The organism is Streptomyces sp. NBC_00670, assembly GCF_036226765.1.
Classification (GTDB): Bacteria; Actinomycetota; Actinomycetes; order Streptomycetales; family Streptomycetaceae; genus Streptomyces.
In genome coordinates this window covers 4,820,512-4,846,635 of sequence record NZ_CP109017.1, presented here as the reverse complement: position 1 = coordinate 4,846,635, position 26,124 = coordinate 4,820,512, and the positions used below count along the sequence as shown (strand labels likewise).

At 73.0% G+C, this 26,124-nt stretch carries 24 protein-coding genes; 10 read left to right on the top strand and 14 right to left on the bottom strand.

The genetic code is table 11. From position 1 onward, the window contains the following. Positions 1-41 precede the first annotated feature (41 nt). From OIE12_RS21660 to OIE12_RS21630, 7 genes are all read right to left on the bottom strand, one after another. Complete coding sequence (locus OIE12_RS21660; protein WP_329137786.1) at positions 42-1,868, bottom strand: ABC transporter ATP-binding protein; 1,827 nt, start codon at positions 1,866-1,868, stop codon at positions 42-44. Further along, a complete protein-coding gene (locus OIE12_RS21655; RefSeq protein WP_329137783.1) occupies positions 1,865-2,863 on the bottom strand; it encodes an ABC transporter permease in 999 nt (332 codons plus the stop codon). The genes OIE12_RS21660 and OIE12_RS21655 overlap by 4 nt, the downstream gene beginning before the upstream one ends. Next, a complete protein-coding gene (locus OIE12_RS21650) occupies positions 2,860-4,008 on the bottom strand; it encodes an ABC transporter permease (protein WP_329137781.1) in 1,149 nt (382 codons plus the stop codon). Before OIE12_RS21650 ends, OIE12_RS21655 begins: the two co-directional genes overlap by 4 nt. A 4-nt stretch (positions 4,009-4,012) precedes the next feature. Next, on the bottom strand, positions 4,013-5,743 hold the full coding sequence (locus OIE12_RS21645; protein ID WP_329137779.1) for an ABC transporter substrate-binding protein: 1,731 nt from the start codon (positions 5,741-5,743) through the stop codon (positions 4,013-4,015). 248 nt (positions 5,744-5,991) lie between these two features. Next, positions 5,992-6,084, bottom strand: coding sequence for an Ms4533A family Cys-rich leader peptide (locus tag OIE12_RS21640; protein ID WP_329137777.1), 93 nt, complete (start codon positions 6,082-6,084; stop codon positions 5,992-5,994). A gap of 91 nt (positions 6,085-6,175) precedes the next feature. Beyond that, entirely contained in the window at positions 6,176-7,438 is a 1,263-nt protein-coding gene (locus OIE12_RS21635; protein WP_329142123.1) for a DUF3152 domain-containing protein, read from the bottom strand. Between the two features lie 542 nt (positions 7,439-7,980). Further along, positions 7,981-9,030, bottom strand: coding sequence for an alpha/beta fold hydrolase (locus tag OIE12_RS21630; protein WP_329137775.1), 1,050 nt, complete (start codon positions 9,028-9,030; stop codon positions 7,981-7,983). A gap of 115 nt (positions 9,031-9,145) precedes the next feature. On the opposite strand from OIE12_RS21630, the gene OIE12_RS21625 reads away from it, so the two are divergent. From OIE12_RS21625 to OIE12_RS21610, 4 genes are all read left to right on the top strand, one after another. Next, positions 9,146-9,373: a hypothetical protein gene (locus OIE12_RS21625; protein ID WP_329137772.1), complete on the top strand. Its 228-nt coding sequence runs from the start codon at positions 9,146-9,148 to the stop codon at positions 9,371-9,373. Between the two features lie 272 nt (positions 9,374-9,645). Next, positions 9,646-10,326 (top strand): TetR/AcrR family transcriptional regulator, encoded by a 681-nt coding sequence (locus OIE12_RS21620; RefSeq protein WP_329137770.1) that lies wholly within the window; start codon positions 9,646-9,648, stop codon positions 10,324-10,326. Between the two features lie 173 nt (positions 10,327-10,499). After that, positions 10,500-10,727: a DUF3107 domain-containing protein gene (locus OIE12_RS21615; RefSeq protein WP_030382427.1), complete on the top strand. Its 228-nt coding sequence runs from the start codon at positions 10,500-10,502 to the stop codon at positions 10,725-10,727. 178 nt (positions 10,728-10,905) lie between these two features. Further along, the gene (locus OIE12_RS21610) at positions 10,906-11,181 is read left to right on the top strand and encodes a hypothetical protein (protein WP_329137767.1); all 276 of its coding nucleotides are present in this window, start codon (positions 10,906-10,908) and stop codon (positions 11,179-11,181) included. A 178-nt stretch (positions 11,182-11,359) separates the two neighbouring features. On the opposite strand, the gene OIE12_RS21605 is transcribed toward OIE12_RS21610, so the two are convergent. Further along, positions 11,360-12,118: a ferritin-like fold-containing protein gene (locus OIE12_RS21605; protein WP_329137764.1), complete on the bottom strand. Its 759-nt coding sequence runs from the start codon at positions 12,116-12,118 to the stop codon at positions 11,360-11,362. A 506-nt stretch (positions 12,119-12,624) separates the two neighbouring features. Between OIE12_RS21605 and OIE12_RS21600 the strand changes: the two genes are divergently transcribed. Further along, positions 12,625-14,901 carry a DEAD/DEAH box helicase gene (locus OIE12_RS21600; protein WP_329137762.1) on the top strand — a complete coding sequence of 759 codons (2,277 nt, stop codon included), beginning with the start codon at positions 12,625-12,627 and terminating at the stop codon, positions 14,899-14,901. A gap of 210 nt (positions 14,902-15,111) precedes the next feature. After that, positions 15,112-15,999: an alpha/beta fold hydrolase gene (locus tag OIE12_RS21595; RefSeq protein ID WP_329137760.1), complete on the top strand. Its 888-nt coding sequence runs from the start codon at positions 15,112-15,114 to the stop codon at positions 15,997-15,999. Positions 16,000-16,047: 48 nt separating this feature from the next. Here the strand turns inward: OIE12_RS21595 and OIE12_RS21590 are convergent, their stop codons facing one another. Then, complete coding sequence (locus tag OIE12_RS21590) at positions 16,048-16,947, bottom strand: NYN domain-containing protein (RefSeq protein WP_329137758.1); 900 nt, start codon at positions 16,945-16,947, stop codon at positions 16,048-16,050. Positions 16,948-17,215: 268 nt separating this feature from the next. On the opposite strand from OIE12_RS21590, the gene OIE12_RS21585 reads away from it, so the two are divergent. Continuing rightward, positions 17,216-17,368: a hypothetical protein gene (locus tag OIE12_RS21585; RefSeq protein WP_329137756.1), complete on the top strand. Its 153-nt coding sequence runs from the start codon at positions 17,216-17,218 to the stop codon at positions 17,366-17,368. 85 nt (positions 17,369-17,453) lie between these two features. Here OIE12_RS21585 and OIE12_RS21580 read toward each other — a convergent pair whose 3' ends face one another. The 3 genes from OIE12_RS21580 to OIE12_RS21570 form a co-directional block, all read right to left on the bottom strand. After that, on the bottom strand, positions 17,454-18,059 hold the full coding sequence (locus OIE12_RS21580) for a MarC family protein (RefSeq protein ID WP_329137754.1): 606 nt from the start codon (positions 18,057-18,059) through the stop codon (positions 17,454-17,456). 966 nt (positions 18,060-19,025) lie between these two features. Then, positions 19,026-19,883, bottom strand: coding sequence for a PHP domain-containing protein (locus tag OIE12_RS21575; RefSeq protein ID WP_329142121.1), 858 nt, complete (start codon positions 19,881-19,883; stop codon positions 19,026-19,028). 183 nt (positions 19,884-20,066) lie between these two features. Continuing rightward, the gene (locus tag OIE12_RS21570; RefSeq protein WP_329137752.1) at positions 20,067-20,708 is read right to left on the bottom strand and encodes a DUF6758 family protein; all 642 of its coding nucleotides are present in this window, start codon (positions 20,706-20,708) and stop codon (positions 20,067-20,069) included. 210 nt (positions 20,709-20,918) lie between these two features. Between OIE12_RS21570 and OIE12_RS21565 the strand changes: the two genes are divergently transcribed. Beyond that, a complete protein-coding gene (locus tag OIE12_RS21565; protein ID WP_329137750.1) occupies positions 20,919-22,172 on the top strand; it encodes an MFS transporter in 1,254 nt (417 codons plus the stop codon). A gap of 30 nt (positions 22,173-22,202) precedes the next feature. Here OIE12_RS21565 and OIE12_RS21560 read toward each other — a convergent pair whose 3' ends face one another. Next, a complete protein-coding gene (locus OIE12_RS21560; protein WP_329137748.1) occupies positions 22,203-22,787 on the bottom strand; it encodes a suppressor of fused domain protein in 585 nt (194 codons plus the stop codon). Positions 22,788-23,342: 555 nt separating this feature from the next. Between OIE12_RS21560 and OIE12_RS21555 the strand changes: the two genes are divergently transcribed. Beyond that, on the top strand, positions 23,343-24,458 hold the full coding sequence (locus OIE12_RS21555; RefSeq protein WP_329137746.1) for a magnesium and cobalt transport protein CorA: 1,116 nt from the start codon (positions 23,343-23,345) through the stop codon (positions 24,456-24,458). A 22-nt stretch (positions 24,459-24,480) separates the two neighbouring features. Next, a complete protein-coding gene (locus OIE12_RS21550; protein ID WP_329137744.1) occupies positions 24,481-25,026 on the top strand; it encodes a hypothetical protein in 546 nt (181 codons plus the stop codon). Between the two features lie 292 nt (positions 25,027-25,318). Here the strand turns inward: OIE12_RS21550 and OIE12_RS21545 are convergent, their stop codons facing one another. After that, positions 25,319-26,071, bottom strand: coding sequence for a hypothetical protein (locus tag OIE12_RS21545; RefSeq protein ID WP_329137742.1), 753 nt, complete (start codon positions 26,069-26,071; stop codon positions 25,319-25,321). Positions 26,072-26,124 lie beyond the last annotated feature (53 nt).

Here is a 26,124-nt window from a genome sequence, read left to right as displayed (position 1 = left end):
GCCGCGTTGGCCGCGCTAGGCGATCACGACGTGCGGTTTTGTCATATGACCGCCGATTCCTCGTTCGCCGCTTCCTCGGCCGCCGCCTCCGGCTCGCCTTCGCTCCGCACCGCGCGCCGGCGTACCGCGACCGCCGGGTCGAGCGCCGGGACGGCGGCCAGCAGCGCCCTGGTGTACGGATCGCCGGGGGCGTCGTACACCTGGTCGGCCGGGCCGTACTCGACGAGCCGGCCGTGCCGCATCACCGCGACCCGGTCGCTGACCTGCCGTACGACGGCCAGGTCGTGCGCGACGAAGACGAGCGCCAGGCCCAGTTCGCTCTGCAACTCGCCGAGCAGGGCGACGACCTGGGCCTGTGTGGTGACGTCCAGCGCGGAGACCGGCTCGTCGCAGACGATGACCTCGGGATCGGCGGCCAGCGCGCGGGCGATGCCGATGCGCTGACGCTGACCGCCGCTGAACTCGTGCGGATAGCGGTCGTAGTGCGCCGGGTCGAGCCCCACGCGCGCCAGCAGTTCACGCACGCGCCCTTGAATGCGCGTTTCCCGCGCCTCACGGGTCTCCGGCGCCCCACCAGCCTTTCCAGCGTCACCGGCCTCGCCGGTCTTTCCAGCCCTACCGGCCTCACCGGCCTTCCCCGTATCGCCGGCCCCACGTGCTCCCCGCGCCGCCCGCGCCGCCCGCGCCCTGAGCGGGTCCGCTATCGACTCGCCCACGCTGCGACGGGGGTTGAGGGAGGAGACGGGGTCCTGGAACACCATCTGGACGGCGGGCCGGACACCCGTGTGCGGCCAGCCCTCGTACCGCACCTCGCCGGCCGTCGGCTCCAGCAGCCCGACCAGCATCCGGCCGAGCGTGGTCTTCCCGCTGCCGCTCTCCCCCACCACGCCGAGGGTCTCGCCCCGGCGCACCGTCAGCGACACGTCGTCCACGGCGGTGACCGCGCGCCTGCCGCGCCCGAACTCACGCCGCAGCCCCACCGCCTCCAGCACCACCTCGCCCTCGTCCTCACCGGCCGCGCCCCCGAGGACCCGTGCACCGGGCCGCGCCCTCGGCGCGTCCACCCGCGGCACCGCCGCCAGCAGCTCCCGCGTGTACGCCTGCGCGGGCGCCGCCAGCACCTCGCCGGCCGGACCGTGCTCGACCGCCCGCCCGTGCCGCATGACCAGCACCTCGTCGACGCTCTCGGCGGCGACGCCCACGTCATGGGTGACCAGCAGCAGCCCCATCCCCGTCTCCTGCCGCAGGGTGTGCAGCAGGTCGAGGATCTGGGCCTGGACGGTGACGTCGAGCGCCGTCGTCGGCTCGTCGGCGATCAGCAGCCGCGGTGCGCAGGCCAGCGCCATGGCGATGAGCGCCCGCTGCCGCATGCCGCCGCTGAACTCGTGCGGGCGTGCCCGGGAGCGTCGTACGGCGTCGGGGATGCCGACCCGGTCGAGCACCTCGACGGCACGCGCGCGTGCCGCACGCCGGGAGGCGCGCGTGTGCACGCGGTAGACCTCGGCGATCTGGTCGCCGATCGCGTAGTACGGGTCAAGGGAGGACAGCGGGTCCTGGAAGACCATAGCCGCCGTGCCGCCGCGCAGCCGCCGCAGTTCCTCGTCGGAGGCCCGCGCCGGATCGACGCCGGCCACCCGCACCGAACCGCCGACGACGGCGCCCGTGCCGCGGTGCAGTCCCAGCAGCGCCGAGGCGACCGTCGACTTGCCGGAGCCGGACTCCCCGACCAGCCCGAGGGCGGCGCCCTCCGCCAGCGTGAAGGAGAGCCCGTCGACGGCCGGCAGCCCGCCGAAGTCGACGGTCAGCCCGTCCACGACCACGAGGCCCGCCGGACTCGGGTTCACCGGACTCGGGTTCACCGGACTCATGACAGCACCACCCGTCGGTCGGCCACCGCGTACAGCACGTCCGCGACGGCGTTGGCCAGCACCACGAAGAAGCCGATGACCAGGACCATCCCGACCACGACCGGCAGGTCGACGACGTCCACGGCGTGCACCAGTTCCTGTCCGATGCCGGGCAGTCCGAACAGCGTCTCGGTCAGCACCGCACCGCCGACGGCCGCCCCGAAGTCGTTGGCGTTGAGCGCGATCACGGGCGCGAGCGCCCCGCGCAGCGCGTGCCGGCCGACTATCGCCCGCTCGCCGACGCCGTAGGCCCGGAAGGTGCGGATGTGGTCCTCCGCGAGGGTCTCCAGGACCGCCGCCCGGGTCATTCGGGCGAAGAACGCCGCCTCGCCGAGCGCGAGGGTCAGCCAGGGCAGCAGCAGGTTCCACGCCCACTGTTCGGGGTCCTCGGTGAAGGCCACGTACTGCGGGAACGGCAGCAGCTCCCACTGCCCGCAGACGACGATCATCAGCACGAGCCCGATGACGAAGACGGGCGTGGCCATGCCGGCGAGGGTCGCCCCGGTCAGCGCGCGCTCGGTGAACCGGCCGCGTCGCCAGGCGGAGAGCACACCCGTGCCGACGCCGAGCAGCAGCCACAGCACCATGGCGCCGACCACCAGCGACAGGCTGACGGGCAGCTTGGCCAGGATGATCTGCGTGACCTGCTGGTCGCTGCGGTACGACAGTCCGAGGCAGGGCGCCGAGCAGTGCTCGACGGAGGTGCCGGTGGAGTAGTCCTGGCCGACGGCGATGCCCTGGAGGAAGTGCCAGTAGCGCAGGTAGAGCGGGTCGTCGAGGCGGAGCTGCTCGGCGACCTGGTGCACCTGGGCGGGCGAGCAGCGCGGGCCGCAGGTGATCTGGGCGACGTTGCCGGGGGTGGCGTAGAAGATGACGTAGATGATCGCCGAGATGGCGATCAGCGTGACGACGGCCCCGACGGCACGCCGCAGCGCGAACCCACCGAACCCGCTCATGCGGCACCCTCCTCACGGGCGGCACCCTCGGCCGCGGAACCGGACCCTGCGACATCCTCGCCCGCGGAACCGGACCCTGCGGCCTCCGCCGCCGCCCGCTTCTCCCGCCGTCGCCCCGTCCCCACCCGCAGCCGGGACGCCGCGCGCGGGTCGAGGGCCGTGCGCACGCCGTCGCCGAGGACGGTGAGCGCCAGCACCGTCACGAACAGCGCGCCGGCCGGCAGCAGCAGGTACTGCGGCGCCGCCGCGTACCAGACGTTGGCCGAGGTCAGCATCTCCCCCCAGGACGGCGTCGGCGGCCGTACGCCCACGCCGAGGAAGGACAGGGCGGCCTCGATGGTGATGTTGCTCGGCACCATGAGCGCCGCGTAGGTGATGACGGGCGCGGCCAGCCCCGGCAGCAGCTCGCGTCGGGCGACGCGCCAGGTGCCCCAGCCGCTCAGCCGGGCGGCCGCGACATGGTCGAGCTGCTTCAGGGTCAGCGTCTGGGCGCGGGCGATCTTGGCGATGCCGCCCCAGGCCACGAACCCGATGACCAGCGAGACCAGCACGGGCCGCGGGAAGTCGTCGGGGACGATCGCCAGCAGCGCCAGGGCCATGATCATCAGCGGCATGGCGATGATGATGTCGGTGGCCCGGCTCAGCACCTGGTCGAGCCAGCGGTTGCCGAGCGCCGCGGCGACGCCGATCAGGACGCCGATGGCGACCTGTACGACGGTCGCGGCCAGGGCGACGCCCAGCGAGACCCGGGCCCCGTACACGAGCCGGGCGAACAGGTCGCGCCCGGTCTGCGGTTCGACGCCGAGCCAGTGGTCGCCGCCGATGCCGCCCAGCGGTCCGACGGGGACGCCGCCGCGCGCGGAGTCCACCAAGGAGGGGTGATAGGTGGTCGGGTCCTGGCCCTCGAGCGCGGTGAGCAGGGGCGCGGCGAACGCGACCAGGACGAGCAGGGCGACGACGCCGCCCGCGACGAGGGCGGCGCGCCGCGTGCGCAGCCGCCGCCAGAACTGGCGGGCCCCCGAGGCCGCCGGGACGGGGGCGGGCGCACCCGGCGCCGACCCGGTCCCGGAGGTTGCGGAGCGGCCGGAGCCGCCGGGGCCCTCGGCGGCCTCGGCGGCCTCGGTGACGAGAAATGCCTCGCTCACGGCGTCACTTCACCGCGACCTGGGAGATGTCGAGGACGCCGGTCCAGTCGCTGATCACGACGTTCTTGACGTCCTCGCCGTAGAGCCGCTTGTAGACGGGGTGGAACAGCGGCACGACGAGCGCCTGCTCGGCGATCTTCTTGTCCAGCGCGCCCCACCGCTGCGCGGCCGCGTCGAGGTCGGTGAGCTTGTTGATGGCGTCGATCTCGGAGTTGACGGCGGTGTCGTTCAGGAAGCCGGAGTTGAAGTTGGCGCCGTCCTTCACGATCTGCCGCCCGTCGAAGATGGGGGCGAGGAAGGGGCCGCCGGAGGGCCAGTCGGCGCCCCAGTGGGCGAGGAAGAGGCCGGGTTCGGTCTTGGTGTCCTGGATCCGGTCGCTGTAGTCGTTGTCCTCCAGGCCCTGCAGCCGGACGGTGAACCCGGCCTTCTTCAGGGCGTCCTGGACGGCGGTGGCGATCTCCGGGCTGGTCTCGAAGTCCTTGGCGTTGGAGTGGGTGAGCGTGATCGTCAGTCCGTCCGGGTGGCCGGCCTCCTTCAGCAGCTCCTTCGCCTTGGCCGCGTTGCCGGACTTGCCGGCCGGGAAGAGGTCGTACGGGGTGTGGCCGAAGGACTTCTGGTCGGGCAGGAAGGTGGTCGCGGGCTCGGCGAGCGCGGAGCCTCCGGCCGCGTTGACGACGGAGGACCGGTCGACGGCGTAGGCGACGGCCTGGCGCACCTTGGGGTCGTCGAACGGCTTCACCTTCGGGTTGAAGGCCAGGTAGTCGGTGTAGCCGAAGTGGCCCGTGCCGACGCGCGCGGCGAGCTTCTTGTCGCCGCTGACCTTGGCGAGCTCGGCCGGACCGAGGTTGGTGTCCGTCGTGACGGCCGCCGCGTCCGCCCCTTGGGACGCGGACAGCCGTTGGTTGATCACGGAGGAGTCGAGCCCGGAGCGTACGTCGATCCGGTCCGGGTACGCCTTGCGCTCGGCGTCGGTGGCGGCGGACCAGTGCGTGTTGCGCTCCAGGGTCAGCCGCTCGCCGTCGTTCTCGTTCTTGACGACCTTGTAGGGGCCGGACGAGACCGGGTGCTCCTCGTACTTCGTGCCGGTGTCCTTGGCCTTCGGGACGGGCGCGAACTGGGTCTGCGTGGCGAGGTAGGGGAACTCGCCCTCGGGCTTGTTGAGATGGAAGACGAGGGTCCGCTCGTCCGGCGTCCCGATCGCGTCGAGACCGCCCTTGCCCTTGTCCTTGTACGGCCCCTGGTAGTCGGCCGCGCCGACCAACCAGTCGCGCAGATAGGGGGCGCCGCCGGAGAGCTCGGGGGCGAAGGAGCGTTCGATGCCGTACTTGATGTCGGCGGCGGTGATGGCGGTGCCGTCCTCGTACTTCAGCCCCTTCTTGAGGGTGTACGTCCACACGGTCGCATCCTTGTTCGGGCGGCCGGTGTCGGTGGCGAGGTCGGGAACGACCTTCGCACCGGCGGCGCCGTTCTCGCGGTTGCGGGTGGTGAGGGTGCGGAAGACCAGGGACGGGACGTTGCCGCCGCCGGAGGTGTAGAGCCGGGCCGGGTCGAAGTCGGTCTGCGGCTGGGAGTTGAGCACGGTGAGGGTGCCGCCCTTGTGGGGCGTGGAGTCGCCGCCGGCGCCCTTGGCATCGTTGTCCTCCGGACCGCAGGCGGCGACACCCGCTGCCACGACCAGGCCGAGGGACGCCGCTGCCAGGCGGCGCGGAGTGCGGGTGCGGGACGGTTGGCGCATCGGAATGACGACCTCTCAGGGGAGTTCTCGCATGCCGTCCCGGATCGCGAGACGGCGGTACGAGGAGTGAGACGAGGAGCAGCAGGCGTCTGCCCTGGCGACGGGTCGTCGTACGTCGTCGATGGAGACCGTCGGGCCGAGTGAACCGTGCCGACGGACATGACCGGAACAGAATCAGGTCACGGCGGTGGACACGGACGGACGACGGACACGACGGAGGAGACTGCCGACGCGCGCCGGGGCGGGCGTCAGCGACAGTGAATGTCGGCCACGCAGAGTGCGGTCACGCCGATGAGCGCCAGTTCGATGGCGGCGCGGGGGGCGGGACGGCGGGACGGCATGCGCCGAAATTAGAACGGGCGCACTCCTTATGTCAATCTGACATCAGCCGTGCGCACCGGTCCGCGCGCCGCCCCTCCGCCCGGCGGTGCCTCAACCCTTCGGGTACGGCCAGGGGTTGGCCAGGCAGTGGATGCCGTCGTGGTCGAGGAACTTGGTCTGCTGCTGCATGACCGGCGCGAGTTCGCCGTCCTTCTCGCAGTTGACGTGGCCGCGGCCGAGCCGGTGGCCGACCTCGTGGTTGATCAGCATCTGCCGGTAGGCGTAGATGTGGTCGTCGCCGTACGTCTTCGAGCCCTGGGCCCAGCGGTAGGCGTTGATCATCACGCGCTCGGTGGCGGCCGAGTCGCACGAGACGTTGTCCTCGGTGGTGTCGAGGCCGGACTTGGCGCACCAGTCGGCGGTCGTGCCGGAACTGGCCAGCGTGATGACGAAGTCGGGCTTGCCGGAGGAGACGCGTGCGAAGGCGAGGTCGCCGCCGTGGGCCCAGCTGCGGTCGTCGTTGAGTGTCGTCTGCACGGCCTCGGCGAACAGGGCGGCGTCCAGACCGAGCCCCTTCTCGACGTCCACCCGGTAGGTGTACGTCCGTCCGGGCCCCGGTGCCTTGTCGGTGCCGGGGACGGCGGCGAACTTCCCGGAGCCCTTGCTGTCGGCCGAGAGCGGGTACACCTTGGCCATCTTCTGCGCGTACGTCAGCGGTGCGGCGCTCGGGGAGGCGGAGGGCGACGCGGCGGCTCCGGCGCCGCCTGCGCCCCGGATGTCGCGGGCGCGGTCGGTGGCGGACTGGGCGCGTGCGGAGCCCTCACCGCGTCCGTCCGCGACCTGGCCCGCGACGACGACGGCCAGCACGGTGGTGACGGCGGCGGCCGCGACGCCGGTGAAGGTACGGCCCTTGCCGGCGGCCCGGCGCGCGGGGACGACGTCGGGCGCGGTGGGGGTACGGGGGCGGGTGCCGGTGTCGTCCTGGCTCTCGCGGCGGCCGTCGGTGTCACGGCGCCCGTCGGCGTTCTCGCCGAACGCGTCGAGGTACTCCTGCCGGGGGCCGCGCGAGGGCCGCGCGGCGGGTGCGGGTGCGGGCGCGGCACCGGCCGGGCTCCCGGCCGCCGGGGCCGCACCCCGCGCGGACACCGCACCGACCCGACCCCAGCCACCGCCGGGCTCCCGCTGCTCGGGGTGCCCGCCGCGTACTCGCGGGACGCCGTGGGCGGGCGTCCGGGGGCCGCCCTGCGCGGGGGGCCCGCCCTGCACACGCGGCACGCCGTGCGCGGGGGTCCCGCCCCCGAACCGAGGCACCCCACCGGCCGGCGTGCCGTCGGACAACCGCGGGAAGCCCTGCGCGGGCGTACCGTCGGGCAGCCTCGGAACGCCCCCAGCCGGGGTGCCGTCCCCGAACCGGGGGACGCCGTGCGCGGGGGTGCCGTCGGGGAAGTACGGGACGCCGTGCGCGGGCGTACCGTCGGGCAGCCTCGGAACGCCCCCAGCCGGGGTGCCGTCCCCGAACCGGGGGACGCCGTGCGCGGGGGTGCCGTCGGAAAAACGCGGGACGCCGTGGGCGGGCGTACCGTCCGCGAAACGCGGGACGCCGTGCGCGGGCGTCCCGTCCGCCGGGCGAGGCGCCCCGCCCGCCTGCGCACCACCCACGAACCGTGGGCCTCCCGGCCCTCCCGGTGCGCGGACCGGGCCCGGACCGGCGACCCCGGCACCGTCCCGTGCGGGGGGCCGGCGCGGCAGGCCGGCCTGGGTGACCGGCTCGGCCGGGGCTCCCGGCCCCGACGGCCTCGCCGTCGCTGCCGGACCCGCCGCTGCCGGGCCCGCCGCCTCGCCCGCGTCCCGTTTGCCGCCCTTACGGGCTGTCTTGTCGTTCCCTCGCTTGCGGCTGTGTCGTCCCACGCCGCGCCTCAGCTCCCCGCATCGGTCGTATCAGTCACACCGGTCACCGGCCCAGCACCCGCGGACACGGAAGCGGACACGGACTCCGCCGCGGACGCCTGCGCCCCCGTGTCCCTCAACAGGTCGCGGAACGCGGCCGCGACCCGTTCCGGGTACTCCATCATCGCCACGTGTCCCGCCTCCGGCAGGGTCAACATACGGGAGTCGCGGAAGGCGCGGGCCGCACGCGCGGCCATGCGGAAGCCGACGAGCTGGTCCCGGCCGCCGTAGACGAGGAGCGTCGGGGCGAGCACACGTTCGGCCTGCCGCCACAGCCCGTGCTGTCCGCCCAGCGTGTAGGCGTTCACCAGACCGCGCGTCGAGCGGGCCATCGCGTCCCACATGTACGGCAGCCGCATCCGCCGTTCCATTTCCTCCACCGCGTGTCGGAACCCGTCCTGGGTGACGCGGGCGGGGTCGCCGTAGCAGAGCGCCATCACGCCGCGGACCCGCTGCTCGGCCGTCCACTGCCGGGTGTAGCGGGTGAACAGGGCCGCGACGCCGGGCACGGCGAGCAGCCCGGTGGGCACCGCGCTGCGCTGCACCCGCAGCTCGGGGAGCGCGGGCGAGACGAGCGTGAGCGTACGGACGAGGTCGGGACGGGCGGCGGCCACCCGGGTGACGATCGCGCCGCCCATCGAGTTGCCGAACAGGTGCACGGGCCCGCGCCCGGAGGCGTCCAGGAAGCGGATCACCGCGCGGGCGTGCGCGGTGATCGAGTAGTTGCCGTCGTCCGGCGGCGGGGAGTCGCCGAAGCCCGGCAGGTCGACGGCCTCGCTGTCGACGACGTCGTCGAGCAGCGGCATCAGCGCCGACCAGTTCTGCGAGGAACCGCCGAGTCCGTGCACGTACAGCGCGGGCGGCAGCCCCTCGCGGGCCGGCTGTCTCGACCGCACCGTCAGGGTGACCCCGGGCAGCGACACCGACCTGAGCGCCTCGCCCTCCGCGACCCTGACGGGCGCGACCTTCGGCAGAACGGTGGTCGTGGCCGGTGCGGCCGGCAGCTCGGTCGAAGACATGCGGCAATGTTACGAGACGATCACGCGGGGGCTCATGTGTTCGCCCTCACAGGTTCGGGTACCTGGCGACGGACACGGACGAGGCCGCATACCGGTCACTGGAAGGGAGCCCGCCATGACCGTCGACCCCACCGATCCCGACACCTTCGAGGACGAGGACGGCGACACCGGCACCACCGAGATCGACGTGGAGGCGCCGGAGGGCGACGCCGCCGAGCAGCTCGCGGACGTCGCCCCGCGACGGGACGACGTGCCGAGCGGGGACGACGCGGACCGCGCCAACGAGGCGGACCTGGCGGAACAGGCCCGCGTCGTGGAACTCGACGAGGACGACTACCGCTGAGCGGCGCCACCCGAAGACAGGTTCGATCGACTACCGCCGAGCGGGGGCGCAGCGAGGACGCCTCCGCCGGTGCGCGGTCGTGGGCGGGGGCGCGGACCGGCGCCACCCCGGGCGCCGGTTCGCCCCCGTACGCCCCGTAGCGGGCGGATCCGCGCCGCTCCCGGCGCTGTCCGGTCCGTGAAATTCTGCGCTCGCACCGCGCACACCACGGTTACCCAAAAGTACGATGGCGGCGCGGTGTACACCGCACGTGGACGAAAGTGGGAGGCGGCGTGACAGCCATCGAGCAGACAGAGGCGGCACGCCCGCGGGGTACGCGGCTGCCGCGCCGTGCCCGACGGAACCAGCTGCTGGGCGCCGCTCAGGAAGTCTTCGTGGCGCAGGGCTACCACTCGGCCGCGATGGACGACATCGCCGAGCGCGCCGGCGTCAGCAAGCCGGTCCTCTACCAGCACTTCCCGGGCAAGCTGGACCTCTACCTCGCCCTCCTCGACCAGCACTGCGAGTCCCTGATCCAGTCCGTGCGCCACGCGCTGGCCTCGACGACGGACAACAAGCAGCGCGTCCGGGCGACGATGGACGCCTATTTCGCCTACGTCGAGGACGACGGCGGCGCCTTCCGGCTGGTGTTCGAGTCGGACCTGACGAACGAACCGGCCGTGCGCGAGCGCGTCGACAAGGTGACGAACGAGTGCGCCGAGGCGATCTGCGACGTCATCGCCGAGGACACCGGGCTCTCCCGGGCCGAGTCGATGCTGCTCGCCTCGGGCCTCGGCGGGCTCGCCCAGGTGGTGGCCCGTTCCTGGCTGCACAGCGACCGCAGCGTGCCGCGCGACCAGGCGGTGCAGCTCCTGACCTCGCTGGCCTGGCGCGGCATCGCCGGCTTCCCGCTGCACGGGAGCGAGCAGGGACACGAACAGGGCCACGAGCAGGGGCACGAGCAGTCCCGCTGAGGGCGCGGGAGCGTCCGCGCCGAGCGGTCCGGCCGCCCGCGCGCGTTTGTTCCCGTCCGCTGTTCGCTCCTGGCGTTGCCCGGCGGAGCGTGTCCGTCCCCTCACCGGGCTAATGTGTGCGGGGTACGGCGCGGGAGATCGCGCACTTCACTGACCGTCGGAGGGTTGAAGCCGTGGAGGTCAAGATCGGCGTGCAGCACGCGCCCCGCGAGATCGTTCTGGAGAGCGGTCAGAGTGCCGAGGAGGTCGAGCGCGCCGTGGCCGAGGCACTGGCCGGGAAGTCGCAGCTGCTGAGCCTCGTGGACGAACACGGCCGCAAGGTCCTCGTCCCGGCCGACCGCCTGGCGTACGTGGAGATCGGTGAGCCGACCGCCCGTCGGGTGGGGTTCAGCGCGCTGTAGGGCGCGCCGCAGGACGCGCGGAGGGGCCCGGAACGTACGTCGTTCCGGGCCCCTTCCGCATGCGCGCGTCCACACAGGGGGCACACATCTCCGCCACAGAGGAGGGTTGCTTTCCGTGGCCCCGGGGTAGACCGGCTACGACCGATTTGCACCCGGCCGTGCGGGAGGGAACCCGACCATGATCTTGGAAGCGCTGGGCTCCGCGTTGCTCGGTTTCGCCCTCGCCTGGGCCGCCGCGTACCGTCTGCCGCACCGGCTCCCGGGGCGCCGCCTCGTGCTGCCGACGGGGGTGGCCGGGGGGTTGTTCGGGGCGTTCCTCGCGCACAGTGCGGTGGGGGCGGGGCATGCGCTGGTGAGCCTGCTGGGGGCGGCGGTGGTCGCGGCGGCGTCCGTGTCGCTGCTGCTGCGTCCCGAGAAGCGGTTCCGCCGTCGGCACTCAGCGACGACGGCGTAGGCGGTTTCCCGCCCCCGTCGCCCCGTCTCTTCAGGGGCGCGGGGCTGTGCCGATGTGCGGCTCCGCCGCGTGGGCGCGAGAAGCCCCGCCCACGCGCGGTCGCCGGACGACAAGCACCCCCGAGCCGTCAGGCGCTCGGGGTGCAAGGGGCAGCGCTCCTCGAAGCGGGCCGCGGCTGTCAGGCCGCGAGGCCCAGCGCCGCCATCCTCTTCGTGTGCGCCTCCGTGATGCGGGAGAACATCCGGCCGACCTCCGCCAGGTCGAAACCGTCCGCGACGCCGCCCACCAGCATCGTCGACAGCGCGTCGCGGTCCGCCACCACCCGCTGCGACTGCGACAGCGCCTCCCCCATCAGCCGCCGCGCCCACAGCGCGAGCCGGCCGCCGACGCGCGGCTCGGCGTCGATCGCGGCGCGCACCTTCTCCACGGCGAAGCCCGCGTGCCCCGTGTCGTCGAGGACGGCGAGCACCAGTTCACGCGTGTCCGTGTCGAGCCGCGCCGCGACCTCCCGGTAGAAGTCACTGGCGATCGAGTCGCCGACGTACGCCTTGACCAGCCCCTCCAGCCAGTCCGAGGGTGCCGTCTGCCGGTGGAAGCCGTCGAGCGCGGCGACGAACGGCTCCATCGCCTCCGTCGGCTCCACGCCGATCTCCGCGAGCCGGTCGCGCAACTGCTCGAAGTGGTGGAACTCCGCCGACGCCATCTTGGCCAGCTCCGCCTTGTCGGCGAGCGTGGGCGCCAGCTTGGCGTCCTCCGCCAGCCGCTCGAACGCGGCCAGCTCCCCGTACGCCAGCGCACCCAGCAGGTCCGCCACCGCGGCCCGGTACTGGGGGTCGGCGGAGGCGTCGGCCCAGTCGCGTGCGGCGATGCCGGTCGGCGCGGGAGTGCCTTCGGCGGTGGGCGCCGCGGTGTCGGAGGCGTTGTCAGAGGTCGTCATGGAGCGCACAATAGTCCGCTCACCGCCCGGGGGAAGCCCTGGTCAGCCCGGTCGGCCGGTGTGACGACGACTACGTCACGAAACCGGCCCTGGCATGTGCGGGAATCCGGGGTATGGTGGTATTGGCCCGCCAAGTATGCGACGGGCCGCACGAATGAGGATGCCCGGTCGGTGGCCCGATCGGCTCCGACCCGACAGCCCTCCTCGGCCGTACGGCACTGTGCGTACGCCATTCGGGAGGGTCCCTCAGCGGTACGAGCGCTGGGCCTGCCGGACAGGCCCGAGAGCGTCGGCTGTGGTCCCGTCCCGTGCCACCCGGCCCGGCCTTCGAAGGCCGGCCGTCGTCCCCGGCACGGTCGGACGTCACGACCCCCACGCTCGCCTCGCGCCGCGCACACAGAAGAGGCAGCACCCTGACTACGACTTTCCGAGAGCTCGGAATCCTCCCCGAGACGGCCGAGGCCCTTGAGGCCGTCGGCATCATCACCCCCTTCCCCATCCAGGAGATGACGCTCCCCGTCGCCCTCTCCGGCACCGACGTCATCGGCCAGGCCAAGACCGGCACCGGCAAGACGCTCGGCTTCGGGCTCCCGCTCCTGGAGCGCGTCAGCGTCCCCGCCGACGTCGAGGCGGGCCGCGCCCGCCCCGAGGACGTCACCGACACCCCGCAGGCACTCGTCGTGGTGCCCACCCGCGAGCTGTGCGTCCAGGTCACCAACGACCTGTTGACCGCCGGCAAGGTGCGCAATGTGCGCGTCACCGCGATCTACGGCGGGCGCGCCTACGAGCCGCAGGTCGAGGCCCTGAAGAAGGGCGTCGACGTGGTCGTCGGCACGCCCGGGCGGCTGCTCGACCTGGCCGGCCAGAAGAAGCTGAACCTCAAGCACGTCAAGTGTCTCGTCCTCGACGAGGCCGACGAGATGCTCGACCTCGGCTTCCTGCCCGACGTCGAGAAGATCATCGCCATGCTGCCGCAGCGCCGGCAGACCATGCTGTTCTCCGCGACCATGCCGGGCGCGGTCATCGGCCTGGCCCGCCGGTACATGTCGCAGCCCACGCACATCCGCGCCGCCGCGCCGGACGACGAGGGCGTGACGCTGGCCAACATCAAGCAGTTCGTCTACCGCGCGCACTCCATGGACAAGCCGGAGATGGTCGCACGGATACTGCAGTCCGAGGGCCGCAAGCTCGCGATGATCTTCTGCCGCACCAAGCGGACGGCCGCCGACATCGCCGAGCAGTTGCAGCGCCGCGGGTTCGCCTCCGGCGCGGTCCACGGCGACCTCGGCCAGGGCGCGCGTGAGCAGGCGCTGCGCGCGTTCCGCAACGGCAAGGTCGACGTGCTGGTCTGCACGGACGTGGCCGCGCGCGGCATCGACGTCGAGGGCGTCACGCACGTCATCAACTACCAGTCCCCCGAGGACGAGAAGACGTATCTGCACCGCACCGGCCGTACGGGCCGCGCGGGCGCGTCGGGTACGGCGATCACGTTCGTCGACTGGGACGACATCCCGCGCTGGCAGCTGATCAACAAGGCGCTGGGTCTGGACTACCACGACCCGGTGGAGACGTACTCGACGTCCCCGCACCTGTTCTCCGACCTCTCCATCCCCGAGGGCACCAAGGGTGTCCTGCCGCGCTCGGAGCGCACGCGCGCCGGGCTGGCGGCGGAGGAGATCGAGGACCTGGGCGAGACCGGCGGCCGCGGGGCGCGCGGCGGCCGGGGTGCGCGCGGGGGGCGCGACACGGTGGAGCGCGAGCGGGAGCGTGACCGCGAGCGGGAGCGCGAGCGCCCGGCGCGGACGCCGCGTCGGCGCCGGCGTACGCGCGGTGGGGCGCCGCTCGACGCGGAGGCGGCGCAGCCGACGGTTGCGCCGACGGACAGTGCGGGCAGTGCGAGCGGTGCGGAGGTCACGGAGCGAGCGGAGCCCGCCGCCGGGCGTGCGCCGCGGCGGCGTCGGCGGACGCGGTCCGGGGCGTCGGCGGAAGCGGTGGTGCCGGAGGTGGTGACCGAGGTCACCGACGGGCCTGTCGTTGCCGAGGCGCCCGAGGTGACGGCTCCGTCGGCTGAGGCGGAGGCCGTGACGGCGCCGCGTCGCCGGCGGACGCGGAAGGCGGCCGAGCCGGCCGAGGCGGCGGTCGACGCGGCCGAGGCCGTCGAGGCGAAGCCGCGCCGGCGGACGACGCGGAAGACGGCGGAGGCCGTGGAGGTCGCGCAGGGCGCTCCGGAGGCGGGCACCGAGGCTCCGACGGCGCCTCGTCGCCGTACACGGAAGACCGCGGCGTCGGCGGAGGCCGCGGAGACGGCGCTCGACACGGCGGAGGCCGTCGAGGCCAAGCCGCGCCGGCGGACGACGCGGAAGACGGCGGAGGCGGCGGTCGAGACCGCCGGGGCCGCGGTGATTCCGGCGCAGGCGGCGGAGGAGTCGGAGGCGGCGGAGAAGCCGCGCCGGCGGACCCGTAAGGCCGCGGAGGCGGCCGTCGAGACCGCCGAGTCGACGGAGTCGGCCGAGGCGCCGAAGGCGCGTCGGCCGCGCAAGGCGACAGCGGCTGTGGAGGACAGCGAGGCCAAGCCTCGCCGGGCGCGGAAGAAGGCCGTCGCGGCTTCGGACGCGGCCGAGCCCGAGGTCGCGGCCGAGGCCGCGGAGGCCAAGCCGCGTCGGCGTACGCGCAAGGCCGCGGCTGCCGAGCCGGACATCCCGGCCCAGGCGGCCGAGGAGCCGGCGAAGCCGCGCCGCACCCGGAAGAAGGCGGCGGCGTCCACGGAACCGGCGGAGGGCTGAGCCCTCGCGGGACCCAGGCCTGGGAGTCGGCCCGGTTCACGATCACGTGATCGTGAACCGGGCCGACTTCGTGTCACGGACGCGGACGGCTTGGGGGATGGCGGTGCGTGGCGGGTGCGGGTGCGGGTGCGGTCATGGTTGCTCGCGCAGTTCCCGCGCCCCTGGGATGGCCGGGATGGGCCGGGGGCCAGGGGCGATAGCCTCGGGCGTATGAGCCGTCCGTCGAGCTTCGCCCCGCCCCCTGGCACCCGCTCCCACTCCCTCCCCACTCCCCGCGGCTCCTTCGCCGTCCTCGACGCCGGCACCCCCACCCACGGCACCGCCCTCCTCCTCCCCGGCTTCACCGGCAGCAAGGAGGACTTCATCGACCTCCTCCCCCACCTCACCGCCGCCGGCTACCGCGCCGTCGCCGTGGACGGCCGCGGCCAGTACGGCACCCCCGGTCCCCAGGAGGACGAAGCCCCGTACGCACAGAGCGAGTTGGCCCGCGACGTCCTCGCCCAGGCCACCGCCCTGGGCGCCGCCGGCCCCGTCCACCTCCTCGGCCACTCCCTCGGCGGCCAGATCGCCCGCGCCGCCGTCCTGCTCGACCCCGCCCCGTTCCGCTCGCTCACCCTCATGTCCTCCGGCCCCGCGCAGATCTCCGCGTCCCAGCAGCAGCGCGTCAAGCTGCTGCGCGACGCGCTCTCGGTGATGGACATGGCCCAGGTGTGGAACGCCATCCAGCTGATGGAGACCCCCGAGGACCGCGAGCACGCCGAGCACCCGGACACCGGCGCGCTCGACTCCGGTCTCGGCGACCGCGACGACCTCCGTCGCCGCTGGCTCGCCGGCAGCCCCGCCCAGCTCCTCGCCACCGGCCGGCAACTGTGCACCGAACCCGACCGCGTCGCCGAACTCGCCGCCGTCCCGCTGCCCAAGCACGTCGTCTCCGGCGACCACGACGACGCCTGGCCCGTTCCCCTGCTGGACGAGATGGCCGTCCGGCTCGACGCCCGCCGCACGATCGTCGCCGGCGCCGACCACTCCCCCAACACCGACCGCCCCCGGGAGACCGCCCGCGCACTCGTCGACTTCTGGGACAGCACGATCAACTGAAGAAGCGGGAGAGGGGGGAGGAGGGGCGTCCGGCTCAGTGCTGCGGGCTCAGTACTGCGCCTGCAAGTGCTCCCAGAAGCCGTCCCGCAGCGCCCGGCGCAGGTCCGCCTGGCCGCGCAGTGAGTACTGGAGCAGCCCCTCCGCCTCCACCAGCAGGTCCTGGTCGACCGAGCCCGGCAGATAGGGGTGGCCGGGCAGCAGCTCCCGCAGCGAGTCGCGGCCCCGCGCCGCCAGCCACTTCGCCGCGATCTGCGCCCCCACGAACCGCACGTCCTCCCGCGTGGGCCGGACCGCGGGCGACGCCTCGTACGTCGCCGCGGTCCGCCGGGACACGTACGGCTTGAAGAAGTCCAGGTCGAGCGTGCGCTGGCTGTCGACCTCCCAGAGCAGGGGCTCGGCCTGGTTGCGGCCCTCCGGTGCCTCGATGCCCCACAGATGGACCCGGGCGCCGTAGCCCTGCGCGGCCTCGACCGCCGAGACCAGGTCCTCGTCGCCGCCGAGCAGCGCGGCGTCGCTGATGGCGCGGTGCCGGGCGAGGGACTCCAGGTCGGATCGGATGAGGGAGTCGACGCCCTTCTGCTGGTTGTTGGCGTTGAGGTTGCCCAGCCTGACCTTCACGTCGGGCAGTTCGGCGATGGACTGCTGCTCGGCGGTGTGGATGCGGCGCCGGGCGCCGTCGTACCAGTAGACCCGCAGCAGCCGGCTGTCGGCGAAGATCGTGCGGGCCTTGTCGATGAGCGCCTCGATCAGTCCCTCGGCGTCGACGTCGAACGACCGCCGGTCCTCGGTGCCGGCGACCAGTCGCCCCGCCGCCGCGTAGAGGTAGCCGGCGTCGACGAAGATCGCGTGGGTCGAGGGCGTCTTCGCCACCTCGGCGAGCATGCGCTGCAGCAGCTCGTTCGTACGGTCGATGCGGGCGCCGAGCGCCGTGAGGTCGTCGTCGTTCATCGCGTCCATTGTCCCGGTCGTCACGCAGCGAACACAACCGGTCCCGATGAGTTGTGCGAGGAAATGATCGGACGATACGCCCATGAGGGCAGTTCAACCGCCGCCGTACTCGCCGGTAATTAGACGGTCGAAAATTTTCTTTAGCGTAGGGAATGTTTGTTGGAAGCATGCCGTTGCATACGTACGTGGACGGGACGCGCCGTCGCCCCGCCCCTCACACTCACCAGTAGTTCTCCCCTGGAGGATGACCAGACGAAGGGAGAAGCCCTTGCGCTTCGAAATCATGCACCTCGACGACGTCGACGGCACGCCCGTGGACACCACCGTCGTGGACGCCGCCTCCGTCAATCAGATCGTGCAACAGGCCGCCGCGATTGGGCAGCGCCTGTGGATCCGCCCGGCCGACACGCCCGCCTCGTAACGACGTACCCGACGCAACGCAACGCATGCCCCTGTACGGCACGGTGCCGTACAGGGGCTTTGTCGTGCGCCGAGTGGAGTCGGTGTCAGGCTCCCTTGATCACCTGCGTGACGCCGTTGATGATCTGCTGGACGGCGATCGCGGAGAGCATCATCCCGGCCAGGCGGGTCACCAGGACGACGCCGCCGTCCTTGATCACCCTGATGATCAGCAGCGAGTAGCGCATCACCAGCCACAGCACGACGTGGATCGCGAGGATCGCCGCCCACACCGACACCTGCGCGCTCACGCCGTCGGCGCGCTGCACGGCGAGGATCACCGACACGATCGCGCCGGGCCCCGCCAGCAGCGGCATTCCGAGCGGGACGAGGGCGACGTTCACGTCCTTCGTCTGCTTCGGCTCGTCGGTCTTGCCGGTGAGCAGGTCCAGCGCGATGAGGAGCAGCAGCAGACCGCCGGCGATCATCAGGGCCGGGACGGAGACGTGCAGGTAGTCGAGGATCTGGTGGCCCAGTACACCGAACACGGCGATGACGCCGCCGGCCACGCACACGGCCTGCAACGCCATCCGGCGCTGCACCTTGCCGGGACGGCCCGCGGTGAGGGCGAGGAAGATCGGGGTGATGCCCGGGGGATCCATGATGACGAAGAGGGTCAGGAAGAGGGAGCCGAAGACGGCGAGGTCGAACATGGGGAGAGGCCTTGCGGTGAGTGAGTGAGGAACTGGGTGGATGGGTGGATGGATGGGTGGGTGGGTGAGTGCGGAGTGGTGGCGGCCGGCCGCCGGGGCCTGTGGGGGGGGACGTGGGGTTCGACGGGGCCGGGCCCGCGCGGTGGCCATAGGGCGGGCCCGTCGGTTGGTCCGTGGACTCGGCCCGCGTCGAGTTCAGGGCCCGGCAGTCGGCCCGCGCCGAGCCCGGTCCGCGCCGAACCGGAGGCTCACGTCGGGACTCGGGTGACCGACCCCGCTGCGGGAGCGTCGCGTACGGCGGGAGCCACGACCACGACACGTGACCGGACGCGAGCCGAAGCGCGGACCAGGTCGCGGGCCGGACCCGAACAAGGCCGCGGCGCGAGCCGACCCCGAGCCGGGGCGCGGTGCGGACCGGGCCCGAACCAGGTCGCGGCGTGAGCCAGACCCGAACCGGGGTCCTGCGCGGACCAGCCACGAACCGAGAGGCGGCGTGAGCCGGCCCCGCACCGGGACCCAGCGCAGACCGGCCCCGAACGGGGGCGCGGCGGGCCGGGGATCAGAGCTTGGACTCGACCGGATTCAGGGGCACGGCCCGGCCGGAACCCGTATGAGCCCTGCCGCAACCGGTATGCCCCTGCCGGAACCGATCCCTCCTCAGCCGGAACCGGTCCGGTCCTGGTCGGAACCCGATCCGACCGCGATCCGAACGGATCCGAGCCCGGTCGGAACGCAACCGGCCCCCGTCAGATCGGAGCCGCCACCGACCGAAAGGGCCGGGACCGGTACCGGCCGGAACGCAGACGCCCCGGGGCGGAACAGGGCCGGCCCGGCCCGGACAGAGCCGGTCCCGGTTACCGCAGCGCGCTCCCGGACCGGAGCCGTCGGGCCGGTGCCGTCACGTCGGGGCACGCCCCGATCGGCCCGGCTACCGACGCACGAACCCCCCGCGCAGATCCCGGCGTGTCACGATCCGCCCGCGCCCGGGACGGGGAACGCCCCCGTGGCGCGGCGGGTGATCTCGCCGTAGACCTCGGGATCCGTCGCGTACTCGCCGAGGGCGACGGTCTTGCGGGTGCCGTGGTAGTCGCTGGACCCCGTGGGCAGCAGGCCCAGCTCCTTGGCCAGGCCGCGCAGCCGGGCACGGGTGTCGGGGTCGTGGTCCATGTGGTCGACCTCGATGCCGTCCAGTCCCGCCGCGGCCATCTCCGCGATCGCGGACTCCGGGACGGTGCGCCCCCGCTTGCTCGCGGCCGGGTGCGCGAAGACGGTGACGCCGCCGGCCGCCTTGACGAGGCGGATCGCCTCGAAGGGGTCGGTCTCGTGCTTCTCCACGTGCGCGCGGCCGCCGTCGGCCAGCCAGTCCTGGGTGAACGCGTCGCCGACGGTCGGGACGACGCCGAGTTCGACGAGCGCGGAGGCGAGGTGGGGGCGGCCGACGGAGCCGTCGCCTGCGATACGGGCCACCTGGTCCCAGGTGACGGGGACACCGAGGTCGTTGAGCCTGGCGATCATGGCCTTGGCGCGGGGAACGCGGTCGTCGCGCACGAGCTCGCGCTCGGCGAGCAGCGCGGGCTCCTCCGGGTCGAAGAGGTAGGCCAGCATGTGCATGCTGACGCCGCCGATGCGGCAGGAGAGCTCCGCGCCGGTCACGAGGGTGAGGCCGCTCGGCAGGGCGGCGAGGGCCTCGGCGTGGCCGCGGGTGGTGTCGTGGTCGGTGAGCGCGACGACGTCCAGTCCGGCGGCGGCCGCGTTGCGGACGAGTGCGGCGGGGGTGTCCGTGCCGTCGGAGGCGGTGGAGTGGGTGTGCAGGTCGATGCGCACGAGGTGCTGCTCCGGGCGGGCGGGACGGCTGGGGACGCTCAAGGATAACGGGGCGCGACCACCCGCCCTCCACGGGGAGCCGACCCCGCCTCACGTGGCCCGGAACGGGCAGCCCCTCTCCACGCGAGATCCCGTGACTCATCCCCCCCCCGCCCCCGGCGCGCGGCCCCGCCCACGCCCCCCCTACGGCTCCAGCAGCCGCGGCGACAGCGCCCCGCACGGCAGTAGGTCGACCTCCGCGCCCGCGTCGCGCAGGTCGGTCAGGACCAGTTCGTCGTACATGAGCAGGCCCGTCTGCTCGGGCCAGACGACCGCCCAGAGCCACAGTCCGCGCGCCTCGCCCGCGAAGACCGCGCGGTCGTCGGGGGCGCCGGTGACATGCCAGAGGGGGGCGGGGCGGCCCGCCGCCAGGACCTTGGCCTGCGGCGGTTTCTCCACGTTCAGGTAGGGGCCGGGGTCGGGGCCGTCGACGCCCGCGTAGCGCGCGCCGAGGCCGACGCCCAGTTCCTCGGCGACCAGGATCATCTCGCCGACGCCGCCCAGTGGTCCGGGACCGGAGCAGGCGACGGCCGTCGCGCGGCCGCCGCTGCGGTCGTCGCCGGCGCAGGCGACGCCCGTGAACAGCCAGCCGACCGACAGCGGCCACGGCATCCACACCGGGACCCGGGCCCGGTGCACCACGACACCGAGGGCCTCGACGCTGGGCGGTATCACGGGCTGGAGCGGGTGCACCGTCCCGTGCACGTCGCACTGCCAGGAGTCGGCGAAGAGTCCGGGAGCCCTGACCCGGCCACCGCACTTCGGGCAACTGGGTTCGCCCCTCATAAGGCCCAACGGTCCTCCCCGGGCCGCGCCGCGTCAAGGACGATCACCCGTCCGGGCGGCGCGGAAGGCCCGCCCTCCACGACCGTGACTAGGTGCACATTGCATTAATTAGCGCAGCTAAGTTATTTTGTGTAATTGCCAACCATCTGTTCGGCCCTCTCCGGGGTCCCCGCCCCGGTCGTCGTTCCATGTCGGGAAGGAGCGCAGCGCATGCGCAGCAGTACCCGGACTCCCGCCGAGGAGGACCCGTTCGACGCGGGAGCCGGTGGTCTCCTGCGGCAGCCGAAGGCCGTCTGGGCGACGGCCGGCGCCTCCGTCGTCGCCTTCATGGGCATCGGGCTCGTCGACCCGATCCTGCCGTCCATCGCCAAGGGCCTGGACGCCACGGCGAGCCAGGTCTCACTCCTGTTCACCTCCTACTTCCTGATCACCGCCGTGGCGATGCTGGTGACCGGGTTCGTCTCCAGCCGGATCGGCGGGCGCCGGACGCTGCTCGTCGGACTGGCGTTCGTGGTCGTCTTCGCGGCGCTCGCCGGCACCTCGGGCTCGGTCGGGGAGCTGGTCGGGTTCCGGGCCGGGTGGGGGCTCGGCAACGCCCTGTTCGTCTCGACGGCGCTCGCCGTCATCGTCGGCGCCGCGGCCGGCGGCAGTGCGGCGGCGATCCTGCTCTACGAGTCCGCCCTGGGCCTCGGCATGGCCTGCGGCCCTCTGCTGGGTGCGCTGCTCGGCGACGCCAGTTGGCGCTACCCCTTCTTCGGCACCGCGTTCCTGATGGCCATCGGCTTCCTGTGCATCACGGTGTTCCTGAAGGACCAGCCCAAGCCGGCCCGCAAGACCTCACTGCTCGACCCGCTCAAGGCGCTCGGGCACGGCGGCCTGGCGTCGGCGGCCGTCTCGGCGTTCTTCTACAACTACACGTTCTTCACTGTGCTGGCCTTCACCCCGTTCGTGCTGAACATGACGCCGTACAAGTCCGGTGCCGTGTTCTTCGCCTGGGGCGTGCTGCTCGCCGTCTTCTCGGTGATCGTGGCGCCGCGCATGCAGAAGCGGTTCGGCTCGCTGAAGGTACTCGGCGGTTCGCTGGTGCTGCTCGCGGCCGACGTCCTCGTCCTCGGCTACGGCGACCACACCACCGCCGTCGTGTGCACGATCCTGTCCGGTGCCTTCATCGGCGTGAACAACACCGTCTACACCGAGCTGGCGCTGGGCGTGTCGGACGCGCCGCGCCCGGTGGCGAGCGCCGGGTACAACTTCGTGCGCTGGTTCGCCGCGGCGGCCGCGCCCTACTTCGCGCCGAAGATCGAGGAGTGGACCGACGTCCACGTCCCGTTCGTGGTCGCCGCCGGCACGGCCGTGGTGGGCGCGCTGGTCGTCGTCGTACGGCGCCGGGCCCTCACCCACGAGGCAGAAGAACTCGAGCCCGCGCACGCCACCGAGGACGGGGTCACCGTTTTCGTCAACTGAGCGGTACGGCCGGACCGTTGGTGAGATCGGTCACGTGAGCGGGACGGACCCGCGGGCGGGGTCCCGCAGGTCCGTCCCGTGCGTCAGCCAGCGTTCCTGGAGGGCGCCCGCGCCGTGCACGCGCTTCCACGCGGCCTCGTTCGGCGTCATGGGCAGCAGCGGCAGGAACCGTACGGGGTCCAGCGGCGCGTCCAGCTCCAGGTCCTCGACCAGACCGCCCGGCTCCGCGACCAGCACGGAGGTGAAGGGCGCGCCCGGCCACAGCGGCTCGCCCACGTCGAGCGAGCCGCCCGGAGCCACCACCACGCCCTCCACCTGCGGGGACGCGGCCAGTACGGCGAGCGGGCGGAGCACCTTGTCGGTGTCGGCGCGCCCGGCGCGGACGGAGAGGACCAGCTCCGCGCGCGGCCCCTGCACCGGGTCGGCGAGGGCCGCGGTGGGGTCGCTCATCGGCTGCGCGGACATGCCGAGCGTGGCGTAGCGGACGACGTCCCCGTCGGTGAAACGCAGCACCTCGACGCGGTCCGTGCCGAGGAAGGTGACCGCCGCGCGCGCGTCCGGTTCGCCCAGCGCGGTGTGCAGCCGGGCCTCGACCAGAGGGAGAACATCTGCCATGCCGCGAGCATAGAACTCGCCAGTACAGGGCAAACCGGCGCCTTGACGTGCCGGTCGGCTGATACGCTGAGCCGGTCGTTCGGGGCAGCACGCAGAAGCGTGGCGCTCAGGCCCCGACGCCCATGAAACTCCCCTACACGGGGCACCCTTAAACAAGGGAAATGGATCGTCCCCCACGGGGGACCGGCCGGAGGAGGTGGGGCTGGCATGGACCGAAGTCGACCGTGCAGTACCACCCGCTCTTCCCGCCGCTGACGCGGTCCTCCCGGCCACTCCACATTCTCCCGGCCGGCTGTCACCTCGACGCTGCGCGCACCACGGAAGAGCACGTGCGTTTCGCCCTGCTTGATCTGTCGGACCTGCCCGATCTGCCTGGTCTGCCTGGTCTGCCTGATCGCATCTGACCTGTATCAGCAGCGAAGCTCGCCACCGCGACGGCGCGGTGCTCCCCGCTTTGTGGACGTGCCGAAACCCCTCACGTCAGAACGTCCTCATTCCGGGCAGTTCCACCCCTCGTAGCGGCCTTTCGTTGCCCGCCCCGCGAAGGAGCCTGCCATGTCGATGATCCGTGACCTGCGTGCCGTGGTCCGCCCGTCCCGCCCGGCCGGCCGCAAGGACAACGGCACCTATGACGCCACCCGCGACCCCGCCACGCCGTCCGCCGTCGTCGACTGCGCCGTCTACCGCGACGGCGCCCGTGTCGAGACGCCGGGCCGGCTGACCCCGCAGGAGGCGATGCGCCTCGTGCGGCGGGACGGCGGCTTCGCGTGGATCGGCCTGCACGAGCCGACCGGCGCCGAATTCGCCGCGCTCGCGAGCGAGTTCGGACTGCACCCGCTGGCCGTGGAGGACGCCGTCACCGCCCACCAGCGGCCCAAGCTGGAGCGGTACGACGACACGCTGTTCACCGTCTTCAAGACCATCCACTACGTCGAGCACGACCGGCTCACCGCCACCAGCGAGGTCGTGGAGACCGGCGAGGTCATGTGCTTCACCGGCCGGGACTTCTTCATCACCGTCCGGCACGGCGGGCAGGGCTCGCTGCGGGCGCTGCGCAACCGGCTGCAGCGCGACCCGGAACTGCTGGCCAAGGGCCCCTCGGCGGTGCTGCACGCGATCGCCGACCACGTCGTCGACGGCTACATCGCGGTCGCGGACGCCATGCAGGACGACATCGACGAGGTGGAGACGGAGGTGTTCTCGCCGGGCCGCAAGGGCACTCCGCGGGGTACCGACGCCGGGCAGATCTACCAGCTCAAGCGCGAGGTGCTGGAGTTCAAGCGGGCCGTCTCGCCGCTGCTGCGGCCGATGCAGCTGCTCAGCGAGCGGCCGATGCGGCTGATCGACCCGGACATCCAGAAGTACTTCCGCGACGTCGCCGACCACCTGGCCCGGGTGCAGGAGCAGGTCGTCGGCTTCGACGAGCTGCTGAACTCCATCCTCCAGGCCAACCTCGCACAGGCGTCCGTCGCGCAGAACGAGGACATGCGCAAGATCACGTCCTGGGCGGCGATCATCGCCGTGCCGACGATGGTCTGCGGGGTGTACGGCATGAACTTCAAGCACATGCCCGAACTGCACTGGCGGTACGGCTACCCGGTCGTCATGTGCGTCACGGTCGCCCTGTGTCTGACCATCCACCGCACGCTGAAGCGCAACGGATGGCTGTGAACGGCCGCTATACCCTGAGCGCATGACGAATGAGCTGCTCGCGCGGGCCCTCGTAGAGGAGGCCACGAAGAAGTCCGGGCTGATCTGGGTGCGCGGCGGTGTGCTCGCGGCGGACGGCGGGGACGACGCGGCGCCCGGTCCGACGCGTGCGCTGTGGCACGTCTGGCACGAGGGCGCGGCGTGCGTCGTCGGCGACGGGCCCGGGGAGCAGCCGCTGCCGGGACTCGTCGACGGGGGCGACGCGGTGGTGACGGTGCGCAGCAAGGACAAGGGCGGGCGGCTCGTGAGCTGGCCGGCGCGGGTGGTGGAGCTGGCGCCGGAATCCGCGGCGTGGGAGGCCGCGGTGGCCGAGCTCAAGGGGAAGCGGCTGAACGCGGTGGACGGGGAGGCGATGCCGGGGAGGTGGGCGCGGGAGTGCCGGGTGCTGCGGCTGGAGCCGGCGGGCTCGCCCGGGGGGTTGCCGTCGGGGTCGCTGGCGGCGGTGCCGGTGGAGGCGCCGGTGACGACGCGGGGGCCGGTGCCGGCGGCACTCCCCCGGCTCCTGTGGCGCCGCCGGCGCCCTCGCTGAGCAGCCGGCTCCCCCGGCCGACCTCACCCGCCCAGCCTGCGGGCATGCGTGCCGCTAAGGGCGGCACGGGTGGGCGATGGGGGTCCCCCCTGAGCGCCGGTTCGCGAAGCTCCCGTGACGGTTACCCCGGGGTGCGGTGCGTTGTCGGCGGAGCGCCCAAGAGCCCGGGAGGTGGGGGATGTTCGGCGGGTGCGGGTGCGTCGTGGTTGCTCGCGCAGTTCCCCGCGCCCCTTACGGGGCGCCCTCCGCGGCGGAGCCGCGCGACAGACACACCCCCGCCCCTTCGGGGCGTTCACGTCGTGGGGAGGTCGGTGCCGTAGTCGACGGTCTCGTTGGTGGGGGGTGGTTTGGGGGTGAAGGGTTTGTTCCAGTCGGTGAGGGTGAGCGCGCCCGCGTTACCGGCGCGGGAGAGCCGAAGGGGGTACGGCTTCCCCTCCAGGGAGACGTCCAGTGCGCCCCCCGACCCGTCGCCCCCGGCGACCCGCACCGTCCGCACCCCGTCCACCTCGTGCCGCCCGTCCGTGGACAACCCCCCGTGCAACGCGAGCAACCCCGTCAACAGCGTGTCCTTGTCGGTGAACCCGCTGAACCGCTTGTACGCCGGATCCTCGTCCGGCACCTTCACGTACTTGCCGCCCAGCTTCTCCGCCACCGTCCCCGCCGCGCCCTTGCTCCCGCCGTCCTCCTGCTCCCAGAACGCCGCGTTGGCCTTCAGATAGAGCTGCTCCCCGACCCGCAGCAACCGGAACGTCGCGTCCTCGGCGGTCACCGCCCCCGAGGCACCGTCGTCCGACAGCTTTATGTCGAGCTTGTACGTCGTCTTCCCGCTCACCACCGCGCCCGACAGCCGCACCGTGTCCGCCGCCTCCGCCGCCGCGAGCGTCCGCTTGTGGATCTGCTCGGCCGGCAGCTTGCCCACCCCGTTGGTGCCCGCGTCCGGGTCCTCGCCACAGCCCGTGAGCCCCGTCCCCGTCACCACCAGTCCGGCACACAGCGCACCCGCGAGCGCGGTTCTGCGGTTACGGCCCAGGGGAGTTGCACTCACAGGTGGGATGCCTCTCGTGTGATCCGCCATCGGCGTACCGCAGCGTACCGGTG